This is a genomic window from Sphingomonas sp. (assembly GCF_035998645.1).
Lineage (GTDB): Bacteria > Pseudomonadota > Alphaproteobacteria > Sphingomonadales > Sphingomonadaceae > Sphingomonas.
Genome location: NZ_DASYHL010000003.1, coordinates 770533 through 787949, shown reverse-complemented (window position 1 = coordinate 787949; position 17417 = coordinate 770533). Strand labels below are relative to the sequence as shown.

The window sequence follows — 17417 nt, the reverse complement described above, 5'->3', positions numbered from 1 at the left end:
GCGAAGCGCCGGAAGGGTGAGGGTGACGACGCCCGAGGAGTATGACTGAATGCGCCACCTGCTCGCCCCCATCGCCCTGATCATCGCCGCTCCCGCCGCCGCGCAGCAGGTGCAGGTCGAGGAAGTCCAATTCCTCAGCCGCGACGGCAAGACCCAGGTGAAGGGCTATCTGTTCAAGCCCGCCAACGCGCCCGCCAAGGCGCCCGCAGTGGTGATGATGCACGGTCGCGGCGGCGCCTATTCCAGCCTCGCCAAAGGCCGCTACGACGCCACCACCCTCGCCTCACGGCACAAGGCATGGGGCCAGCTGCTCGCGCAAAACGGCTATGTCGCGCTGATGGTCGATGATTTCGGTGCGGTCGGCCACCCCACCGGCTTCGCCGCCGGCACCTATGCCGATCGACCGCCCGAAGTGGATGAGGTCGAATATCGCCCGCTCCACGCTTATGGCGCGCTGCGCTACCTCCAGTCGCGCCCCGACGTAACGCCCAACCGCATCGCGCTGCTCGGCTGGTCGAACGGCGCCAGCGCCACGCTCGCCGCGATGGCCGACGACAAGCCCGGCGATATGCGCAAGATCGGCTTCGCCGCCGGCGTCGCGCTCTACCCCGGCTGCGGCCTCAAAAAGCGCTACGACAAGGCCGGCTACAAACCCTACCACCCCGTCCGCGTGTTCATGGGCACGGCGGACGAAGAAGTCTCGCCCAAGCTCTGCGAAAGTTTCGTCGCGCGCAGCAAGGGCCAGGGCAACGACATTGCCCTGCGCATGTTCGAAGGCGCCACCCACAGCTACGACACCCCCACGAAGTCGCGCCAGTCGGTCGAAGCGAACGTCACGGCAAAAGCCGCGACCGAAGCCGACATCCTCGCGTTCCTGGCCGAGCGGCTGAAGAACTAAAAAATCCTCCCCGGAACGGGGAGGGGGACCAGCGAAGCTGGTGGAGGGGGCCCGAGGCAAAGGATTCCGGTGCCTCGGGCCCCCTCCGTCAGCGCTGCGCGCTGCCACCTCCCCGTGCCGGGGAGGAATTGCGACCAATCACCCCTTGCCCCCACCCCCCGCCATACGCCAAAGCCCCCAACGATGACCGCCCGTATCGACATGGGACTCGACAGCGGCGGCAACCCGGTTGCCGTCGATCTGGAGGAGTTGCTCGCCACCCGTCTGCTCGTTCAGGGCAATTCGGGCTCGGGCAAGTCGCACCTTTTGCGCCGCCTGCTCGAGGGCAGCGCCGCCTATGTCCAGCAGGTCGTGGTCGACCCGGAGGGCGATTTCGTCAGCCTCTCCGAAGCCTTCGGCCACATCGCGGTCGACGCCGCCGAATACAGCCTCACCGAACTCGCCCGCCTTGCGCTGCGCGTCCGCGAGCACCGCGCATCGGTGGTCCTCAACCTTGAGGGGCTCGAGATCGACGGCCAGATGCGCGCCGCCGCCGCCTTCCTTTCCGCTTTGTTCGACGCCCCGCGTGAACATTGGTACCCCGTCCTCACCGTGGTCGACGAAGCCCAGCTCTTCGCCCCCGCCGCCGCTGGCGAAGTGACCGAGGAAGCCCGCCGCACCTCGCTCGCCGCAATGACCAACCTCATGTGCCGCGGCCGCAAGCGCGGCCTCGCTGGCGTCATCGCCACCCAGCGCCTCGCCAAGCTCGCCAAGAATGTCGCCGCCGAAGCGTCGAACTTCCTGATGGGCCGCACCTTTCTCGACATCGACATGGCCCGCGCCGCCGACCTGCTCGGCATGGACCGGCGTCAGGCCGACACGATCCGCGACCTCGCGCGCGGCGAATTTCTCGCGCTCGGCCCGGCGATCACCCGCCGCCCGATCAGCATCCGCATCGGCGCGGTCCAGACCGGCTCAAAGGCGGTGAGCCCCAAACTCACCCCGCTCCCGACGGCACCGACCGAAGACATGCGCGACATGCTCTTCGCCCCGCCAACCGAAGACGAAGCGCCACCCCCGCCGCCGCCAGCCCCGGTGCCGATGGCCGACCTCATGCGCGCCGTCGCCACCCCCGCGCCCGCCCCGGTCCCCGACATGCCGGTGCTGGAAGAAGGCGAACAGGAAGAGATCCGCCGCGCCATCCTCGCCGAGATCGGCGCAGAGGACAGCCGCGCGCCGCTCGCCACGATCTTCCAGGATTATGGCGTGCGCTGTCGGATGCGCGGCGTCGAGCCCGGCATCGACTTGCCCGATTTCCGCTCCGCGCTCGCGCTCGCCCGCGTCGGCATCACCGACCGCACCGGCTGGGACGACGCCCTCACCCTCGCGGCCTCGCTGCCCGAGGAAATGCTCACCCCCTTCCTCGGCATCGCCAAGGCCGCCCGCACCGGTGAGCCGTGCCCGTCCGACGCGCGCATTGCCGCGCTGTACGGCACCAGCTCGCTCGGCCGCGCCAAGCGGATGATGATGCATATCGAGGAAAAGGGCCTGATCGTCGCGCGCACCGACCTGTCGGGCAAGCGCAGCGTCAGCCTCCCCCATCTCGGCTGGACCACCGCCCCGTCATGGCCTGACCCCGCCAAGCCGCCCCCCGTCGGCCGCACCGCAGTGCGCGCCGCGGAACGCGCGAAGCTGCTTTAAGCGCGGTCCCGCTTCGTCTGCCCGGGCTTGACCCGGGCCAGTGCTTCTTCTTCGACCTTGACCAAGGCAGCCCGGTCCCGGCTCAAGGCCGGGACGACGAGGGGCCGGAAACCGCCGCCTATCTCAAACCAGCGCCAGCCCCGCCAGCACCAGCAACCCGCACGCCCCGATCGCCTCGACATAAGCGCACCAGCGGATCGCCGGCTCAGGCGGCAACGCCTCCGCAGGCGTCTCGCGCAACAGTTCGGTGGCAGTATGGATCAACGACATCCGCATAACATCCTCCCCCAAGGATGAAGCATGCTGCCCCTATCCGCGCGCCATGTCGAGTCACAGAATCGTCACAGGGCCAGCAGCATACCCGAAACGGGATTTTGCAAATTGCCCCTCTCCCGTCTGCCCGGGCTTGACCCGGGCCAGGGCTTTTTTTCGCCCGGAGCGAAGGCAGCATTCGCTTGGCTAGGGAACGTGAACAGAGCGCACCGCAACTCGTAACGGATCCCGTCGAACGTCAGCATGCAATGTGAGATCGCTCACCGGCTCATGCTGGGTGGTCAGATCGACAAGCATCTCCCAGTGATCGCCCGAGCAACCATAGCAGGACCGCTCCCAGACTGCGGGGTCGAGCGGTGCCAACGGATCTCCATAAGCCGCAATGCACTTTTCGATAGATTCGGCCGTGTCGGCATCGATGAGGTCGACATCGGCAATACCGGCGGCGCGAAGCGAATAGTCGCCCGCGACAAAGGCGTCGACGATCTGCACGAAGACGCCCCGGAGTTCTTCCGGAATCGGATGCTCCTGCTCGTCCTGCGCCAACCTCACCCCACCATCTCCCCCGCCGCCCCAGCGCGCGCCGCGACCAGAAATTCGACATTCCCCTCCGGCCCCGTGATCGGGCTGGTCGTCACCCCCGCGACGCTCCAGCCCAGCCCTTCCAGCCAGCCGACGACCTCGGCGCATACCCGCTCATGCACCGCGGCATCGCGTACCACGCCGCCCTTGCCGACCTCGCCGCGCCCCGCCTCGAACTGCGGTTTGATCAGCGCGACCACCCATGCCCCCTCACGCACGAACGCGAATGGCCGCTCCAGCACCTTGGCCAGCGAAATGAAGCTCGCATCGCACACCACAATATCGATCGGCTCCGGAACGTGCGCCGCCGTCAGCACCCGCGCGCTGGTCTGCTCATGCACCACCACGCGCGCGTCCTGCCGCAGCTTCCACGCCAGCTGGTTGGTCCCGCTGTCCACCGCATAGACCCGAACCGCGCCCCGGCTCAGCAGCACATCGGTAAAGCCCCCGGTCGATGACCCCACATCGATCGCAACCATCCCCGCCGGGTCGATCCCAAAATGATCCAGCCCATGCGCGAGCTTCACCCCGCCGCGCGACACCCACGGATGGTCCCGCCCCTTGACCGTCAGCGGCGCATCCGGCGCGATCGGCTGCCCCGGCTTGTCCACGCGCTTGTCGCCGCTGAACACCAGCCCCGCCAAAATCAACGCCTGCGCCCGCGTCCGGCTCTCGGCAAGCCCGCGTTCGACGAGCAGCTGATCGGGTCGTGTCTTGGCCATGGCCTGCCCTAACGCCTCCCGGCGGCGCCGTCACGCCTCGCACACACCACACCCCTTTCGTCGCCCCGGGCTTGACCCGGGGCAGGGCTGTTCTTCTCGCCGGGCGAAGAAGCACGGTCCCCGACCAAGCCCCAAACGGCAAACACCCCCCTTTCCTACAACGAACCATATAGGTTATCGCGAGTCGGCAAGGAGGAACAAACAATGACCATTGACCAACTGATCGACGACGTGGTCGCCCGGGAGGGCGGCTATAGCGACCACCCCGCCGATCGCGGCGGCCCAACCCGCTGGGGCGTGACGCAGCGCGTCGCCCGCGCCCACGGCTATGCCGGCGACATGCGCGTCTTCCCGCGCAGCGAAGCCGCCGCCATCTACCGCCGCCTTTACTGGCTCCGCCCGCGCTTCGACCAGATCGCCGAACGCGCGCCAGCCCTTGCGGCAGAGCTGTTCGACACCGGCGTCAACATGGGCCCCGCCGTCGCCGCACGCTTCCTGCAACGCGCACTCAACGGCCTCAACCGCAACGGTCGCGACTATCCCGACATGGGCGTCGACGGCCAGATCGGCCCGATCACCCTCGCCGCACTCGCCGCCTTTCTCGACACGCGCGGCCCGCCCGGCGAGCGCGTGCTGCTCAAGGCGGTCGAGGCGCTGCAGGGCGAACGCTACATTGCGCTCGCCGAAAGCCGCCCTGCCAACGAAGCCTTTCTCTACGGCTGGCTCGCGAACCGCATCGGTTCGTAGCCGCAGCCCCTTTCGACAGGAGACCAACCATGAGCATCATCGAAAGCCTGATCGGCCCGATCGCCGGCCTGATCGACAAGATCATCCCCGACCCCAAGGCGCGCGACGCCGCAAAACTCGAGCTTCTCAAGCTCGAAGGAACGCAGGAGATGGAGGCGGTCCGCACCCAGCTCTCCGCCATCGTCGCCGAAGCGCAATCGCCCGACCCGTGGACCAGCCGCGCGCGCCCCAGCTTCCTCTACGTCATGTACGCGCTGCTGCTGTGGGCGATCCCGATGGGTCTGATCGGCGCGGTCCAGCCCGACATGGCGCGGGGCATCGCCGCCGCCATGAACGCCTATCTCACCGGCATCCCGGAATCGCTCTACGCACTCTTCGGCACCGGCTATCTCGGCTACACCGCCGCGCGTCAGTGGGGGAAGATCAAGGGCGTGGAGAAGTAGGGGGAGAAGCAGAAGCTGACAGAATGCAGCGCGCTCCGCGGAACTTCGTCAGTTTGCGCCGGGGGTCTTGGCAAGTCCAAGACCCCCTCCCCATATCCCGGCCCATGAGCGACAAGATACAATGGCACGGCACGACCATCCTTTCCGTGCGCAAGGGCGGCCGCGTGGTCATCGCCGGCGATGGCCAGGTCTCGCAGGGTTCGACCGTGATGAAACCCAATGCGCGCAAAGTCCGCCCGCTGGGTGACGGCAGCGTCATCGCCGGGTTCGCCGGCGCCACCGCCGACGCCTTCACCCTGTTCGAGCGGCTGGAAAGCAAGCTCGAGCGCCATCAGGGCCAGCTGCTCCGCGCCGCGGTCGAACTCGCCAAGGACTGGCGCACCGACAAATATCTCCGCAACCTGGAAGCGATGCTGATCGTCGCGGACAAATCGACGACGCTGATCGTCACAGGCAATGGCGACGTGCTGGAGCCCGAAGGCGGCATCGCGGCGATCGGATCGGGCGGAAACTTCGCCCTCGCCGCCGCCCGCGCGCTCAACGATTACGAACCCGATGCCGAGACGATGTGCCGCAAGGCAATGGCGATCGCCGCCGAGCTGTGCGTCTACACCAACGACCGCCTGACCATCGAAGCACTCGACGCCGCGGCATGAAATTCCAGATCGACTACGACCCCCGCCGCAACCGCCTCCATGTCGAAATCCGCGACTTCTGGACGGTCGAAACGGTGCGCGAATTCGCCGCCGCCTCGGGCGCCAAGGCCCAGCAGGCCCGCGCGATCCGCGACGATTACGACGTGCTGATCGACTCGCGCGACTTCCCGGTTCAGGCCAATGACGTCGCCGACCTGCTGCCCCAGATCGCCGAGGGCGGGCTTGCGCTCACCACCGGCCGCGCTGCGTCCGTGGTCGGCAGCCGCCTCAACAAGATGCAGGCCGAACGCACCCAGAGCCATCCGCGCCTGCGCATCTTCATGACCATGGCCGAGGCCGAAGCCTGGCTTGCCGCAGCGCCCGACGCCGAACTTGAACCGACCGCATCGAACCAGAGAATTTGACCCCCGCCATGAACAACAGCCTCACTCCCAAAGCCATCGTTGCCGCGCTCGACGCGCACATCATCGGCCAGCGCGACGCCAAGCGCGCGGTCGCCGTCGCGCTGCGCAACCGCTGGCGCCGTCAGCAGCTGCGCGCCGATCTGCGCGATGAGGTCACGCCCAAGAACATCCTGATGATCGGCCCGACCGGCTGCGGCAAGACCGAGATCAGCCGCCGTCTGGCCAAGCTCGCGGACGCCCCGTTCGTGAAGGTCGAGGCGACCAAGTTCACCGAAGTCGGCTATGTCGGCCGCGACGTCGAACAGATCGCCCGCGACCTCGTCGAAGAGGCAATCCGCCTCGAACGCGAACGCCGCCGCAGCGCGGTCAAGGACAAGGCCGAGGCCGCGGCGATGACCCGCCTGCTCGACGCGCTGACCGGCAAGGACAGCTCGCAAGCCACGCGCGAAGCCTTCCGCGAGCGCCTCAACTCCGGCCATCTCGACAACACCGAAATCGAGATCGAGGTTGAAGCGACCAGCGGCATGCCCTTCGATATCCCCGGCGCCGGCCCGCAGATGATCAATATCGGCGAGATGATGAAGGGCCTTGGCGGTCCCCAGCTCAAGCGCCGCAAGATGAACGTCCACGCCGCCTGGGCGAAGCTGGTCGAGGAAGAAGCCGACAAGCGCCTCGATCAGGACGACGTCGCCCGCGTCGCACTCGCCGATGCCGAGGCCAACGGCATCGTCTTCCTCGACGAGATCGACAAGATTGCGGTCAGCGACGTGCGCGGCGGCAGCGTCAGCCGCGAAGGCGTTCAGCGCGACCTGCTGCCGCTGATCGAGGGGACCACGGTCGCCACGAAATACGGCCCGATGAAGACCGACCACATCCTGTTCATCGCGTCCGGCGCGTTCCACGTCGCCAAGCCCAGCGACCTGCTCCCTGAACTTCAGGGCCGCCTGCCGATCCGCGTCGAACTCAAGGGCCTGACCGAGGATGATTTCGTCGCGATCCTCTCGGACACCACGGCGTCGCTGCCCGAACAGTATCGCGCGCTGATCGGCACCGAAGGCGTCGACGTCAGCTTTACCGAAGACGGCATCCGCGCCGTCGCCCGCATCGCGGCGGAAGTGAATGGCGAGATCGAAAACATCGGTGCCCGCCGCCTCCAGACGGTGATGGAAAAGCTGCTCGAGGAAATCAGCTTCAACGCCGAGGACCGCTCAGGCACCGCGCTCGTCGTGGACGCCGCCTATGTCGACAGCCAGCTGGCGAGCATCGCCCGCAACACGGACCTCAGCCGCTACGTGCTCTAACCCCTCGTCCCGCCCCCCTTTTCGTCTGCCCGGGCTTGACCCGGGCCAGGGCTTCTTCTGAACTCGCGCGAGGCAAAGAAGCCCAGCCCCGGCTCAAGGCCGGGGCGACGAGAAGGGAAGCGAACCGTGAAACTCTGGGCCCTCCTAGCCGCGCTGCTCGCAACCCTCCCCGCCACAGCCCAAAACCGTCCCCCCTGCCGCGAAGTCGCCGACACCCCGCACATCCAGATCGACCCGCAAGCCGCACAGCAACTCGCCCAGATCGGCCTCGACCGCACCGCGATCTTCGCCCGGATGCGCGAAACATCGATCCCCGAAACCATGGGCTGCTGGGCGATGCCGGTCGGCAATTTCGATTCGATGCTGGTCTCGGTCGGCATGTCGCAATGGAATTACGGCACCGGCAGCCTGCAACCGGTCCTCACCGCCTGGCGCGACAGCTTCCACAGCCGCCGCCGCTTCAAGCGCACCCTGAAAGAACTCGCCCCAACCTACGGCAAACTCCTCTTCTCAAAGGACTGCCTCAAAACCCCCGTCCGCCAGAAGTGCCGCGACGGCATCCTCGCGGCGCATGGGCAGGACGGCAAACTCAACGCGACCGCCATCGCCGAACTCACCGCAATCTTCGACCATGACGCAATGCTTCAGGTCCAGACCGACACCTATGTCGCCCTGCTCCTCGAAGTCCGCGCCGAACTCTTCCGCCTCTGGCCCACCGGCCCGATCACCGCGAGGAAGGTCAAATGGGCGATCGACACCCGCGTCCAGCAAAAGACGCTCCCCAACGACGAAGACGCCGCCCGCCTCCGCCGCAAGCTCGCGAACCTCACCCCCGCCGACCGCCCCGCCCGGCTGAAAGCAATGCTCGCCTGGTATCAGGGCCTCAGCGAAGCGGTCGATCAGGACGGCGTCAGCCGCGACTATGCGTGGAATGTCGCGCAATGGACCTGCCTGATCGACGCCGGCCAGATCGATGACGAGCAGTATGAACTGCTCCACCTCACCTATCTGCGCAGCCGCACCGCCACCGGCAATGCCGGCCGCTGGCAAGCCCTCACCTTCTCCCGCCGCGCCAAGATCATCCTCGGCGTGGGCAGTGTGAGTGGGGTGCGGGATGGCGGGTGCGGCCCAACCTAATTCCTCCCCCAGCTTGCTGGGGGAGGTGGCAGCGCGCAGCGCTGACGGAGGGGGCGTAGCTGCGATCAGCGATATGCCGGGGGCATATCGCAGCAGCGGAGCCGGCTTGCGGAGCAAGCCGTTGGCCGCAGAGGGCGGAATTTTGCCGAGCTGCTCACGGCTGTCTGCGCAGCCGCCCCTCCACTACCGCTTCGCGGCGGTCCCCCTCCCCTGAGACAAGCTCAGGGGAGGAATTGGCCCGTCAGAACCGCGTCCTCAGCCCGAACATCACCGTCCGCCCCTCACCGGGGTGAAAGATCGCACTCGCCGCAGTCGCCAAAATCGCCGCCGACTGATCCGACACATAATGTTTGTCGGTCAGGTTCCGGGCATCGGCGAACAACGTTACCCCAGCCAACTCAAAACCGGCGCCTATGCCCAGCAGCGCATAGCCCGGCACCTTCAGCGTGTTGCGATAATCCGCCCAGGTCGACTGCGGCCGCCAGTCGAGGTTCGGCTCGACAAACACCCCGCTCCCGCCCTCGTAGCGCAGCGAGGCCCGGTACGAATGCACCGGCGCGATCGGCAGCCGGTTGTCGCCGTACACCGCGTCCCCATCGAACCGGAAGTCCGACAAAGCATAGGTCTGGCGCAGCCGCAGCTTCCTCTGCGACCCGTCCAGGATCCACCAATCCAGGCTCGCCTCGATCCCCTGATGCACCGTCTTGTCGGCGTTGAAGATCGTCGAGGGAATGGTCGGCGACGTCAGGAAGCTCAGCAACTCCCCCTGCACCCACGCGCGATAGGCGGTGACATCCCACGCCACCGCGCCGTTGCGCCCGCGCGTCCCGATCTCCGCCGTCCACGCCCGCTGCGGGTCCAGCGGCGAGAACACCGATCCCAGCAGGTTCGTCTGCGCCAGCGCCCCGAAATGCGGCGGCTCCACCGACCGGGTGAAGTTCGCATAAACCTGCGCGTCACCGGTTTCGTAAAGCAGCCCCACGCGCGGCGCGAACCATTCATAATCCTGCTCGGCGGTGCGCCCGTTCAACCGGTTGAGATAATCGCGCCCGGCATGGCCCCAGCTCGCCCCGCCGACCAGCGCAAGGCCCTCGGTCACGAACAGCCGCCCCTCGGCGAACAGGTCGAGCGCATTGGCCATCTGCCGCGCATCGCCGATCCGCGGCCCCTGATTGCTCGCCGCGTTGACGAACAGATCCTGCTCGCCTCCGCCCTCGCGGTAAAAGGCGCCAAAGAACAGGTCGGCCTTCATCCCGCCCAGCTCACCCTTCCAGTCGAACCGCCCGAACGCGCCCTGCGTATCGGTGTCCTGGATGATGAAAATGCCGACCGGGTGGTACAGGTCGGTCTGCGTCGCATAGACCCCGCCCTCGAACGTCAGCGCATCGGTCAGCCGCAGCCGCGTCTGCAGCGTGCCGCGAAACGTGCCGAGATTGCGCCGCTGGTTCTGCGGCACCGCGCTCGTCCCCGCCGCGCGCGGATTGGTCAGCGCCTGATCCAGCGGCACCGTCCCCGGCACGCCCTGATAGACATCGGCGGCATAGAGGATCGCGCGCACCTCATTATCCTCGCCGAACGACCAGCCCAGGTTGAGCGTGCCGCGGATCTGATCCTGATAGCCCTGCACGCGATAGCCATCGCTGTGGAACGCGTTGACCCCGGCGTAGAAATCGAACGCGCCCGACTTGCCCGCAACCTGCGCGACGCCGCGCACGGTTTCGTCGGTCCCGCCCTCGACGCGGATCAGCACCGGCGACTGTGCGGTCTTGCCATTCGGCGTCACGAAGTTAATCGCCCCGCCCAGCTGCGCGCCACCGAACCGCAGCGCATTGCCGCCCTTATAGACCTCGACGAAACGCGCCCCCAACGGGTCGATCTTCTGGAAATCCGAAAAACCGTCGGCATCGGCGAACGGCACGCCATCCTGCGCCAGCAGCACGCCGCGCTGGTGGAAGCTCTGGTCCAGCCCCGATCCACGGATCGACAGCCGCCCTTCCTCACCATAACGCTTTGCGGCAAGCACACCCGGCACGTCGCGCAGGATATCGGGCGTCCCGACCGCGAACCGGTCCTCATAGGCTTCGGCCGCCACCACCGACACCGACCCCGGCGTCCGCGCCAGCCGCTCGCGCGCTTCGGCGACGACGGGCGGGTCTTCGGGATTGGCCTTGGCGGTGACGATGATCACCGGCACCTGATCGCTGTCATTGGCAAGCGCCGGAGTCGCAAGGCAAGTGGCCGCAAGCAGCGCGACCGCAAATTGAGTCTTCATGATATGGGTATTCCTGATCGGCGCGCAGGATCGTCGTCCCGCGCGCTGGTTCGTGTGAGGTTACGAAGGGATCAGGAAATCAGCGGCGGCCCGCGCATTGGCGGCCACAACTGCCGCGCCCGATCGACGCGCACCACTGCAGCGCCGACAAACCCAAGCGCCAGGATAAACGCCAGCGCCCCGGCCAGCAGCACCGGGTCCACCCCCGGCAGCATATCCAGCCCCAGTCCGGCAAACGCGCAAGGCTGTCCCGCCGCCCGCGTCGCGCCATCCTGCTTGGCGGGCATCCCCGGCACGTCGATCTCGACCTGCTGCTGGCCAGTCCCGGTACAGACCATCACGACGATCTTGCCCGCCTGTGCGACCGGCATGAACCCGGCCGGCACGGCAAGCTTCATCGCCAGCGCCAGCGCAATCAGCGCAGCCGCCCACCAACGATGCGAAAGGATCAGCCCCCGGAACACGGGGCGGCGGTTAGCGGCTGGAAACCGCCCTGTCATCCGCTAAAGGGTTGGCAAAACGACCCAGGGACAGGCAATGGCTACGATCAAGACCGACGACCTCATCGACAGCGTCGCCGACGCGCTTCAGTTCATCAGCTACTACCACCCGATGGACTATATCCGCGCTTTGGGCGTCGCCTATGAGGCCGAACAGTCCCCCGCCGCCAAGGACGCGATCGCCCAGATCCTGACCAACAGCCGCATGTGCGCCGAGGGACATCGCCCGATCTGTCAGGACACCGGCATCGTCAACGTCTTCATCAAATGGGGCATGGACTGCCGCCTCGACGACACCTCGCGTTCGCTTCAGGACGTAGTCGATGAAGGCGTCCGTCGCGCCTATCTCCACCCCGAAAACAAGCTGCGCGCCTCGGTCCTCGCCGACCCCGCCTTCACCCGCCGCAACACCCGCGACAACACCCCCTGCGTACTGCATGTCGAGATGGTCGCGGGCGACAAGGTGCATATCGACGTCGCCGCCAAGGGCGGCGGGTCCGAGAACAAGTCCAAGTTCAAGATGATGAACCCGTCGGACTCGATCGTCGACTGGGTGCTCGAAATGCTGCCCCAGATGGGCGCCGGCTGGTGCCCGCCCGGCATGCTCGGCATCGGCATCGGCGGCACGGCGGAACATTGCGTCCTGCTCGCCAAAAAGGCGCTGATGGAACAGATCGACATGGCCAGCCTCAAGCAGCGTGGGCCCCAGACCGATATCGAGGCGCTGCGCATCGAGATTTTCGACAAGGTCAACGCACTCGGCATCGGCGCACAGGGTCTCGGCGGCCTCTCGACCATTCTCGACGTCAAGATCATGGACGCCCCCTGCCACGCCGCGGGCAAGCCGGTCGCGATGATCCCCAACTGCGCCGCCACCCGCCATGCCCATTTCACCCTCGACGGCTCCGGCCCGGCCTGGCTCGAAGCGCCCAAGCTGGAGGAATGGCCCAACGTCAACTGGACCCCGGACAAGGCCGCGATCCGCGTCGATCTCGACGCGCTCACCCCGCAAGTCGTGCAGAGCTGGAAGCAAGGCGACCGCCTGCTGCTCAACGGCAAGATGCTCACCGGCCGCGACGCCGCGCACAAGCGCATCGCCGACATGCTCGCGGCGGGCGAGCCCCTGCCCGTCGAGTTCAAGGGCCGCGTCATCTATTATGTCGGCCCGGTCGATCCGGTGGGCGAAGAAGTCGTCGGCCCCGCCGGCCCCACCACCGCAACCCGGATGGACAAATTCACCCGCATGATGCTCGACCAGGGCCTGCTCGCGATGGTCGGCAAGGCCGAACGCGGCCCGGCAGCCACCGACGCGATCCGCGACGCCAAGAGCGCGTACCTGATGGCCGTAGGCGGCGCCGCCTACCTCGTCGCCCGCGCGATCAAGGGGGCCAAGGTCGTCGGCTTCGCAGACCTCGGCATGGAGGCGATCTACGAATTCGAGGTGCAAGACTTCCCGGTAACGGTTGCGGTCGATGCCGAGGGCAACAACGTCCATCAACTCGCGCCGCTGGTGTGGAAGGACAAGATCGCCAAGGAAAAGCTGCTAGCCTAACCCGTCGCCCCGGCGAAGGCCGGGGCCGCCACGATCTTGATCATCATTCTCCTCTCCCCTTGATAGGGGAGAGGATAGCGGAGCTTGGCAGCTTGCTGCCTTAGCGCAGCTTGGAGAGGGGTAGAGCGGAGCCTTGCTCCGCGCGGCTGCGATGCAGCCGCCCACCCCTCTCCCAGCTCCGACTAAGGCCTTGCTGCGCAAGACCCAAGTCTGCGCAACCCTCTCCCCTCCTGCGGAGGGGCGAGGGAAGAAGAGCTTGAACGCGATGCAACCCAACCCATGATCACCTCCCCCATCTGGCTCCCCGCCACCCTGCTCGCAGCAATCTTCCAGCCCTGGCGGACCGCAATCCAGCGGCGCGTAAGCCGCGATCTGTCGATCAACGCGGCGGGATTGGTCCGCTACCTCTACGGCCTCCCCTTCGCGCTCGCGATGGCTGCTGCCTACCAGTGGCTCATCGCCCCAGCCGCCTTCCCAACCCTCGGCCCGTGGTTCCTCGCCTATTGCATCGGCGGCGGCCTCGCGCAGATCGTCGCCACCAACCTCCTCCTGATGGCGTTCGACCAGCGCAATTTCGTCGTCGGCACCGCCTATTCAAAGACCGAAGCGGTGCAGGGCGCGCTGCTGTCGATCGTCCTGCTCGGCGAGCATCTTAACCGCCTCAGCTGGCTCGGCATCGCGCTCGGCGTCGCCGGGGTGATGACCCTTTCTGCGGGCGGCAAGCGCATGACGCCCGGCGAACTGCTCCGCGCGCTCGGCCAGCCCGGCGCGCGCTTCGGCATCGCATCGGGCTTCTTCTTCGCGCTCACCGCCATCGCGATCCGCAGCGCGACGGTTCAGGTCGGGACCAGCGACCCGATCCGCGCCGCCCTGATCGTCCTCGCAGTCACCGTCGCGCTCCAGACCGTCATACAGGGCGCGTTCCTCGTCTGGCGCGAGCGCGATCAGGTCGGCCCGGTGCTGCGCAGCTGGCGCGTCTCGGGTCAGGTCGGCCTGCTCTCCGCGCTCGGCTCGGCCTGCTGGTTCACCGGCTTCGCCACCGCACCCGTCGCGCTGGTCCGCGTCGTCGGCCAGATCGAGGTCGCCTTCACCATCGCCTTCGGCCATTTCTACCTCGGCGAGCGCGTGTCGCGCAGCGAAGTCGCCGGACTGGTGCTCGTCACCGCCGGTGTGATCGCGGCGCTGGCGGGAACACTCTAGCCGCGCCCGACCATCGCCTCATCCGCGGGTTGAGATCGCGCCGCCACGCGATACACTCGCCCCGAACCACACCGGGGGATCGGATGAAGCTCACGACCATCGCGCTGGCCGCCACCGCACTCGCCGTGACCGGCGCCCAGCCGACGCTGGCCCAATATTTCGACGGCCTCAAGGGCAAGAAGCTCCGCACCGCGATCGCGACCGCGCAGGCGCACCCCCTGGGCAGCGAGAAAAACCCGGTCCGCGCCAAGGGTCCGGCGGGCGAGCGCGCCTATCTCGCCCGTCTGCGCTGCGCCGATGGTAACGCCCCCGCGTTCGAACGGCTCGGCAGCACCGGCATCGGCCCCTATCGCAATATCCTCGACCTCTACACCGTCCAATGCGCCGGTGCTGCGCCACTGTCGGTCTATATCGACATGTACCACAAGCATGCGGAGCCTGCCCCGGTCCCCGGCTTCACCATCGTCGTGCCCTGAGCATCGGCATGGCGCGGATCGACCTCATCTCCCCCCACGCCCCGGTCAACGCCGCGACCCGGCTCAAGGCGGCGATGGAGGGGGTGACGCCCGACTCCCCGCAATGCGTGCTCGGCAGCGGGACCGAGCATGACATGACCCTCTGGGTCCACCGCCCCAATTTCCGCAACGACATGAAGACCCGCCTGATCGCGACGATGGAGCCGCATGCCGGCGGCACCCGCATCCGCGGACGCCTAGGGGGGCCGCGCAGCGTGTTCGTCTTCTTCGGCTGCTGGTTCGGCTTCGTGTCGCTGTTCCTGGTGATCGGCCTCACCATGCTCGCCGCATCATTCGCCGAGGGACTCGGACTTCACGCGCTGATGTTCGTCGTCGTACCCATCTTCATGCTGGCAGTCGGCGGCTTCATCCTGTGGGTCGGCAGCAGCCACGCGCGCAGCGACCGCGCCGCGATCCTAGCCTTCCTCCACCAAACGCTCGCCACCCGCCCGTTCAACCCGCGCGACCTTTAGCGATAGACGATCCGCACCTTCCCCGCAGCCGCAACCGCCACCCGCCGCGCGCTCTCGACATCCCCCGCCAGCGCCAGCGCCACCCCCATCCGCCGATAGGGCCGCGTCGTCGGCTTCCCAAAGATCCGCACATCGACCTCACCGCCCGGGGTCGCGAGCGCCTCGGCCAGCCCGTCATAGCCCGGCCCCTCGCTATCCCGATCCGCCAAAATCACCGCCGAAGCCGCCGCCCCGCGCAGCACCACTTCCGGCACCGGCAGCCCCATTACCGCACGCGCATGCAGGTCGAACTCGCTCAAATTCTGCGAGATCGACGTTACCATCCCCGTGTCATGCGGCCGCGGCGAGAGTTCGGAGAAGATCACCTCCTCCCCCTTCACAAAGAACTCGACCCCGAACAGCCCATAGCCGCCCAGATCATCGACCACCGCCCGCGCCATATCCTGCGCCGCCGCAATCGCGCCCGCAGTCATCGCCGCCGGCTGCCAGCTTTCCTGATAGTCGCCCCGCTCCTGCCGGTGCCCGATCGGCGGACAGAATACGACGCCGTCGCGCGTCCGCACGGTCAGCAACGTGATCTCATAATCGAAGTCCACAAACTCCTCGACGATCACCCGCCGCCGGTCGCCGCGCATGTTCGCCACCGCATAGTCCCACGCCGCCTCAAGGCTCCCCGCCTCGCGCACCGTCGTCTGACCCTTGCCCGACGAGGACATCACCGGCTTGATCACGCACGGCAGGCCGGTGTGCTCCGCCCCCGCCAGCACCTCGTCCAAGCTCTCGGCATAGCGGTAGCGCGAGGTGCGCAGCCCCAGTTCGACCGCCGCCACCTCGCGGATCGCATCGCGGTTCATCGTCATCATCGTCGCGCGTGCCGACGGCACCACCGTCACCCCCGCCGCCTCGACCTCCGCGAGCACTTCCGTGCGGATCGCCTCGATCTCCGGCACCACCAGATCGGGCGTATGCCGATTGATCGCGGCGCGCAGCGCGTCGCCGTCGAGCATCGAGAACACCTCGCACCCATCCGCCACCTGCATCGCCGGCGCGCCCGCATAGCTGTCGCACGCAATCACCTGCGCCCCCAGCCGTTTGGCCGAAATGACAAACTCACGCCCCAGTTCCCCGGAGCCCAGCAACAGGATTTTCGCGGTAAAGGTCATGGCGTGCACTCGTCGGCAAGGGTGTCCCCGCCGCCTCGCACATCCCCCGCGCGGCATCAATCCTGACCCGACACCAGCGCAGCGCCGGGCGCGCGGGCCTACCCGCACGCCCGGCAACAGGATCAGCCTTCGGGTTCGGCCATCTTGCGGTGGCGCTCGGCCAGCACCGATTGCGGCACCACACCCGCGCCCAGCACCTGAACCTTGTTCATCAGCCCGGATACGATGTGCCCCTTGCCCGCCATCAGCGCGTCCCAGCCATCCTGCGCGACCTTCGCGGGATCGGCCTTGTGCTCGTCCTTGCCCACCGGCGTGTCGAGCATGCCGGCGCGGGCAAAGAATTCGGTGTCGGTCGGACCGGGCATCAACGTCGTCAGCGTCACGCCCTTCGACTCCTGGATCTCGTTGCGCAGCGCTTCGGTGAAATTGTCGATAAACGCCTTGGTCGCGTTGTAGATCGCGTTGAAGCTGCCTGGAATATATCCGGCGATCGACCCGGTGACGAGGATCTTGCCGTCATCGCGCGCGACCATCTCCGCCAGCACCTTCTGGATCAGATAGACCGTGCCGGTGACATTGGTGTCGACCGCGTGCCGCCAGCTCGGCACATCCTGCTCCAGAAACGCGCCACCCGTCCCGGTACCAGCATTGGCGACGAGCAGATCGACCCGCCGCCCGTTCGCCGCCGCCAGCATTCGGTCCACGCCATCGATGGTGGACAGGTCGGTTTCGACCGACTCCACCTGCGTGCCGAACGTGCTGAAGTCCGCTGCCGCCGACTGGATCAGCGCCTCGTTCGCCACCACGATCAGGTCATAGCCCTGCTTCGCCGCGATCGTCGCAAGTTCGAACCCGATGCCGGTCGAGGCGCCGGTCACGATCGCCAGTTTGTTCGCCAT

Annotated in this window: 19 protein-coding genes; 12 read left to right on the top strand and 7 right to left on the bottom strand. The window is 67.2% G+C overall.

What is annotated here, in order from left to right:
* The first annotated feature begins 49 nt into the window (after positions 1-49).
* Both VGN66_RS07660 and VGN66_RS07655 read left to right on the top strand, forming a co-directional pair.
* Positions 50-898 (top strand): dienelactone hydrolase family protein, encoded by an 849-nt coding sequence (locus tag VGN66_RS07660; protein WP_327518253.1) that lies wholly within the window; start codon positions 50-52, stop codon positions 896-898.
* Between the two features lie 183 nt (positions 899-1081).
* Positions 1082-2578 carry an ATP-binding protein gene (locus VGN66_RS07655; RefSeq protein ID WP_224921672.1) on the top strand — a complete coding sequence of 499 codons (1497 nt, stop codon included), beginning with the start codon at positions 1082-1084 and terminating at the stop codon, positions 2576-2578.
* Positions 2579-2701: 123 nt separating this feature from the next.
* Here the strand turns inward: VGN66_RS07655 and VGN66_RS07650 are convergent, their stop codons facing one another.
* The 3 genes from VGN66_RS07650 to VGN66_RS07640 all read right to left on the bottom strand — a co-directional run bounded on the left by VGN66_RS07650 (position 2702) and on the right by VGN66_RS07640 (position 4155).
* Positions 2702-2848: a hypothetical protein gene (locus tag VGN66_RS07650; RefSeq protein ID WP_327518252.1), complete on the bottom strand. Its 147-nt coding sequence runs from the start codon at positions 2846-2848 to the stop codon at positions 2702-2704.
* A gap of 189 nt (positions 2849-3037) precedes the next feature.
* Positions 3038-3397, bottom strand: a complete 360-nt coding sequence (locus VGN66_RS07645) for a DUF7668 domain-containing protein (RefSeq protein WP_327518251.1) — start codon at positions 3395-3397, stop codon at positions 3038-3040.
* Positions 3398-3399: 2 nt separating this feature from the next.
* Positions 3400-4155 carry a TlyA family RNA methyltransferase gene (locus tag VGN66_RS07640; protein ID WP_327518250.1) on the bottom strand — a complete coding sequence of 252 codons (756 nt, stop codon included), beginning with the start codon at positions 4153-4155 and terminating at the stop codon, positions 3400-3402.
* Positions 4156-4359: 204 nt separating this feature from the next.
* On the opposite strand from VGN66_RS07640, the gene VGN66_RS07635 reads away from it, so the two are divergent.
* The 6 genes from VGN66_RS07635 to VGN66_RS07610 all read left to right on the top strand — a co-directional run bounded on the left by VGN66_RS07635 (position 4360) and on the right by VGN66_RS07610 (position 8843).
* Positions 4360-4902: a glycoside hydrolase family 108 protein gene (locus VGN66_RS07635; protein WP_327518249.1), complete on the top strand. Its 543-nt coding sequence runs from the start codon at positions 4360-4362 to the stop codon at positions 4900-4902.
* 29 nt (positions 4903-4931) lie between these two features.
* Complete coding sequence (locus tag VGN66_RS07630; RefSeq protein WP_327518248.1) at positions 4932-5345, top strand: holin family protein; 414 nt, start codon at positions 4932-4934, stop codon at positions 5343-5345.
* 104 nt (positions 5346-5449) lie between these two features.
* A complete protein-coding gene (gene hslV, locus VGN66_RS07625; protein ID WP_327518247.1) occupies positions 5450-6001 on the top strand; it encodes an ATP-dependent protease subunit HslV in 552 nt (183 codons plus the stop codon).
* Positions 5998-6405: a hypothetical protein gene (locus VGN66_RS07620; RefSeq protein ID WP_327518246.1), complete on the top strand. Its 408-nt coding sequence runs from the start codon at positions 5998-6000 to the stop codon at positions 6403-6405. Before hslV ends, VGN66_RS07620 begins: the two co-directional genes overlap by 4 nt.
* A gap of 8 nt (positions 6406-6413) precedes the next feature.
* Entirely contained in the window at positions 6414-7706 is a 1293-nt protein-coding gene (hslU, locus tag VGN66_RS07615) for an ATP-dependent protease ATPase subunit HslU (protein WP_327518245.1), read from the top strand.
* Between the two features lie 126 nt (positions 7707-7832).
* Positions 7833-8843, top strand: coding sequence for a hypothetical protein (locus VGN66_RS07610; RefSeq protein WP_327518244.1), 1011 nt, complete (start codon positions 7833-7835; stop codon positions 8841-8843).
* A gap of 241 nt (positions 8844-9084) precedes the next feature.
* On the opposite strand, the gene VGN66_RS07605 is transcribed toward VGN66_RS07610, so the two are convergent.
* Entirely contained in the window at positions 9085-11115 is a 2031-nt protein-coding gene (locus VGN66_RS07605) for a TonB-dependent receptor family protein (protein ID WP_327518243.1), read from the bottom strand.
* A gap of 71 nt (positions 11116-11186) precedes the next feature.
* A complete protein-coding gene (locus VGN66_RS07600) occupies positions 11187-11615 on the bottom strand; it encodes a hypothetical protein (protein ID WP_327518242.1) in 429 nt (142 codons plus the stop codon).
* Between the two features lie 37 nt (positions 11616-11652).
* Here VGN66_RS07600 and VGN66_RS07595 point away from each other — a divergent pair, with 37 nt between their 5' ends.
* The 4 genes from VGN66_RS07595 to VGN66_RS07580 all read left to right on the top strand — a co-directional run bounded on the left by VGN66_RS07595 (position 11653) and on the right by VGN66_RS07580 (position 15355).
* Positions 11653-13167: a fumarate hydratase gene (locus tag VGN66_RS07595; RefSeq protein ID WP_327518241.1), complete on the top strand. Its 1515-nt coding sequence runs from the start codon at positions 11653-11655 to the stop codon at positions 13165-13167.
* 279 nt (positions 13168-13446) lie between these two features.
* Complete coding sequence (locus VGN66_RS07590; RefSeq protein WP_327518240.1) at positions 13447-14367, top strand: DMT family transporter; 921 nt, start codon at positions 13447-13449, stop codon at positions 14365-14367.
* A gap of 83 nt (positions 14368-14450) precedes the next feature.
* Positions 14451-14843 carry a hypothetical protein gene (locus tag VGN66_RS07585; protein WP_327518239.1) on the top strand — a complete coding sequence of 131 codons (393 nt, stop codon included), beginning with the start codon at positions 14451-14453 and terminating at the stop codon, positions 14841-14843.
* 8 nt (positions 14844-14851) lie between these two features.
* Positions 14852-15355 carry a hypothetical protein gene (locus VGN66_RS07580; RefSeq protein WP_327518238.1) on the top strand — a complete coding sequence of 168 codons (504 nt, stop codon included), beginning with the start codon at positions 14852-14854 and terminating at the stop codon, positions 15353-15355.
* Here the strand turns inward: VGN66_RS07580 and purT are convergent.
* Together purT and VGN66_RS07570 are read right to left on the bottom strand one after the other, a co-directional pair.
* Entirely contained in the window at positions 15352-16518 is a 1167-nt protein-coding gene (purT, locus tag VGN66_RS07575; protein WP_327518237.1) for a formate-dependent phosphoribosylglycinamide formyltransferase, read from the bottom strand. The genes VGN66_RS07580 and purT overlap by 4 nt on opposite strands.
* Before the next feature lie 122 nt (positions 16519-16640).
* Positions 16641-17417, bottom strand: a complete 777-nt coding sequence (locus VGN66_RS07570) for an SDR family NAD(P)-dependent oxidoreductase (RefSeq protein ID WP_327518236.1) — start codon at positions 17415-17417, stop codon at positions 16641-16643.